This window comes from Micromonospora sp. NPDC048843, assembly GCF_040649965.1.
Classification (GTDB): Bacteria; Actinomycetota; Actinomycetes; order Mycobacteriales; family Micromonosporaceae; genus Micromonospora; species Micromonospora hortensis.
Genome location: NZ_JBEZGJ010000330.1, coordinates 1 through 3,519, shown reverse-complemented (window position 1 = coordinate 3,519; position 3,519 = coordinate 1). Strand labels below are relative to the sequence as shown.

Genomic DNA, 3,519 nt, shown 5'->3' with positions numbered 1-3,519 from the left:
CGACGGGCGCTGCACGCTGCCGGCGTACCCACAGTGGTGCACGGTGAGGATCTGCCCCTGCACCTGCAACCCGCGGTCGCGCCGCTGCTGCTCCTACGCGATCCGGTTGGATCAGGGGCAGGTCGGACACGATGTCCTCCCCCTTCCGCCGTCAGTCAGTGAAGATCGACTTTTTCTGGTTCTCGATGGACGAGGTGAGCCCGCCGATGTCCTTGGGGTTCTTGATGAACTGCTGGAGCGCCGGGATGATCACCGTCGAGGCGAAGTCCGGCCGGGTGTCCCGGTCGAGGAACTGGGCGATCTCGGTGGCCGACCCGACCAGTTCGGCCGCCTTCTTCTGCAGCGCGGTGTAGCCGCTGACGTCCGCACTGGTGTTGGCGACCAGGGTGGCCGGGTCGTTCTTGACGGTGATGTCGCCGGCGTCCTTGCCACCGAAGTACTCCAGCAGCTTGCGCGCGTTGTCCTCGTTCTTGGGCTTGCGGGCCATCATGTAGCCGTCGATCGGCGCGTCCAGCGCCTTGGCGCCGATGGCCGGGTCGATCTCGGGGAAGGTGAAGAAGTCGAGGTCGTTCTGCTCCTCGTTGCTGAACTGCTGACCGACGAAGAGGCCGAGCAGGTACATGCCGCTCTTCTTCTGCTGCAACGACTGCGCGGCCTCCTGCCAGGTGCGGCCGAGGCTGTCCGGCTGGTGCGCGGGGAGCAGGCCGGCCCAGGTGTCGAACACCTTCTTGACCTTGTCGGAGGTCCAGGCCTCCTTGCCGGCCATCAGGTCGATGTGGAACTGGTAGCCGTTGATGCGCAGGTTGAGGATGTCGAAGGTGCCCATCGCCGGCCAACCGTCCTTGTCGGCGAAGGCGATGGGGGCGAGGCCGTCCCTCTTCATCTGCGCGGTGAGCGCGGTGAGCTGGTCCAGGGTGGTGGGCACCTGGTAGCCGTACTGCTGCCACACCGACTTGCGGTAGAACATCGCCCAGGGGTAGTACGACGCCGGTACGAAGTACTGTTTGCCGTCGTCGCCGGTGGATGCCTTCTTGAAGGCGTCGGAGTAGCCGGAGAGCTTGCTCCACACGTCACTGATGTCGCTGGCCAGGCCCTTCTGCGCGAAGAAACGCATCCGGTAGCCGGCGAACCAGGTGAACACGTCGTCCGGCTTGCCCTGTAGGTAATTGTTGATGTTCTCCTGGAACGTGTTGTGGTCGACCGTATTGACCGCCACCTGCACACCGGACGAGGTCTTGAAGCCGTCGGTGACCTTGACCAGGACGTCCTTCGGCTTCGGGTCGGACTGGTTCGAGCCGAGCGACACGTCCTTGCTGGACCCCCCGGAGCCGGAGTCGTCGCCGCAGCCGGCGAGCAGGCCGGTGCCGAGCAGCGCGCCCGTACCGGCTGCGCCGGCCAGCAACGATCGTCGGTTGATGCCGGCGACTGAGGGCGGTACGAGCCGAGCAAGGTACTCGGCTTGGGATTGGGGACGGGACATCTGTGCCTCCTGCGGATGAGAAGGAGCTACGCCCAAGGGCCTCAGGGGTGGTGAAGGCCGGTCCAGCGTCGCGATCACACATTGAGATCCACCGAGAATCCACATTGGCGAACACGAACGGCCATTGGGGCCTCAAGCTACCCTGCGGTCGGGCGCTGTCAAGAGGGCAGTTCGCCTCTGATAACCCAGTCGTGACACGGCCGTTACCTGGTAAACGTTGGAACGAAGCTCGATGTTGGAACCTGTTGACTTCCGCGGTCCGACGGGTGCACCCTCAGCTGTCATGCGGCGATGGCAGGGTGACAGCATCTATTTCGGCGGCGACTACAACCCCGAGCAGTGGCCCGAGGAAACCTGGTCCGAGGACGTCGACCTGATGCGCCAGGCCGGGGTCAACCTGGTCTCCGTCGGCATCTTCTCCTGGGCGTTGCTGGAGCCCGCCCCGGGGCGTTTCGAGTTCGGCTGGCTGGATCGGGTGCTGGACCTGCTGCACCACGGTGGCATCCAGGTCGACCTGGCCACCGCCACGGCCAGCCCGCCGCCGTGGTTGGCCCACGGGCACCCGGAGACGCTGCCCCGCCGAGCCGACGGCGCGATCCTCTGGCCGGGTGGACGACAGGCGTACTGCCCCAGCTCACCGGTGTTCCGCGAGCGGTCGCTGGAGTTGGTACGCGCTGTCGCCGGCCGGTACGCCGAGCATCCCGCCGTGGTCATGTGGCACGTCTCCAACGAGCTGGGCTGCCACAACGCGCACTGTTACTGCGATGTGAGCGCCGAGGCGTTCCGCGGCTGGTTGCGCGAGCGCTACGGCGACCTGGACCGGCTCAACGACGCCTGGGGGACCGCGTTCTGGAGTCAGCGCTACGGCGACTGGGCCGAGATCAACCCGCCGCGCACCGTGACGGCCTTCGCCAACCCCACCCAGCAGCTCGACTTCCTGCGCTTCTCCTCGGACGAGCTGCGCGCCCAACTGCGCGCCGAGCGCGAGGCACTGAAGGCGCTTGTTCACCAGCCGATCACCACCAACTTCATGATCGGCATGGACGTCAAGCACATGGACTACCAGTCCTGGGCTAACGATGTGGACCTGGTCTCCAACGACCACTACCTGACCGCGGCCGACCCGCAGGCGCACCTCGGGCTGGCGCTCGCCGCCGACCACACCCGGGGCGTCGCCGGCGGCGATCCGTGGCTGCTGATGGAGCACTCCACCAGCGCCGTCCAATGGCAGCCGCGCAACGTGGCCAAGCTGCCCGGGCAACTGCGCCGCAACAGCCTCGCGCACGTCGCCCGCGGCGCCGACGGGGTGCTCTTCTTCCAGTGGCGTGCCTCCCGGGCCGGCGCGGAAAAGTTCCACTCCGCGCTGGTGCCGCACGCCGGGCCGGACACCAAGGTGTTCCGCGAGGTCTGCCAGCTCGGCGCGGACCTCAAGGCCCTCGCGGAGGTACGCGGCAGTCGGGTGGACGCCGACGTGGCGATCCTGTTCGACTGGGAGGCGTGGTGGGGTGTCGAGTTGGATTCACACCCCAGCGTCGACGTCACCTACGCCGACCGGCTGAACGCCCTGTACGGCTCGCTCTGGCGGGCCGGAGTGACCGCCGACATCGTCCACCCGTCGACCGACCTCAGCGGCTACCGACTGGTCCTGGTGCCCACCCTCTACCTGGTCCGGGACGCCGACGTCGCCGCGCTGCACCGCTACGTCGAGGCCGGTGGCACCGCCGCGGTCACCTACTTCAGCGGCATCGTCGACGGCAACGACCACATCCGGCTGGGCGGCTACCCGGGCGCGTTCCGTGAGTTGCTCGGCGTCCGGACCGAGGAGTTCTTCCCGCTGCGCGAGGGCGAGCAGGTCCACCTCGACGACGGCAGTACCGCCGACGTGTGGACCGAGTGGGTGCACCCCGACGGCGCCGAGGTGCTTTCCTCGTACACCGATGGGCCCTTGCCGGGCGTGCCGGCGCTCACCCGGCACCGGGTGGGCGACGGCGCCGCCTGGTACGTCGGCACCCGGCTGGACGAGCCGGCCACCGACCGAC

2 protein-coding genes are annotated in these 3,519 nt (G+C 67.7%); one reads left to right on the top strand and one right to left on the bottom strand.

All coding sequences use genetic code 11. The features are described from left to right. Nucleotides 1-151 precede the first annotated feature (151 nt). A complete protein-coding gene (locus AB0C20_RS35625; protein ID WP_357191921.1) occupies nucleotides 152-1,480 on the bottom strand; it encodes an ABC transporter substrate-binding protein in 1,329 nt (442 codons plus the stop codon). A gap of 283 nt (nucleotides 1,481-1,763) precedes the next feature. Here AB0C20_RS35625 and AB0C20_RS35620 point away from each other — a divergent pair. After that, the coding region (locus AB0C20_RS35620; protein WP_357569664.1) for a beta-galactosidase at nucleotides 1,764-3,519 on the top strand (1,756 nt) is incomplete at its 3' end.

Bases quoted from the DNA above. Each gene is read 5' to 3' on its own strand.
- AB0C20_RS35625 (WP_357191921.1), bottom strand. From the start codon at position 1,480: ATGTCCCGTCCCCAATCCCAAGCCGAGTACCTTGCTCGGCTCGTACCG.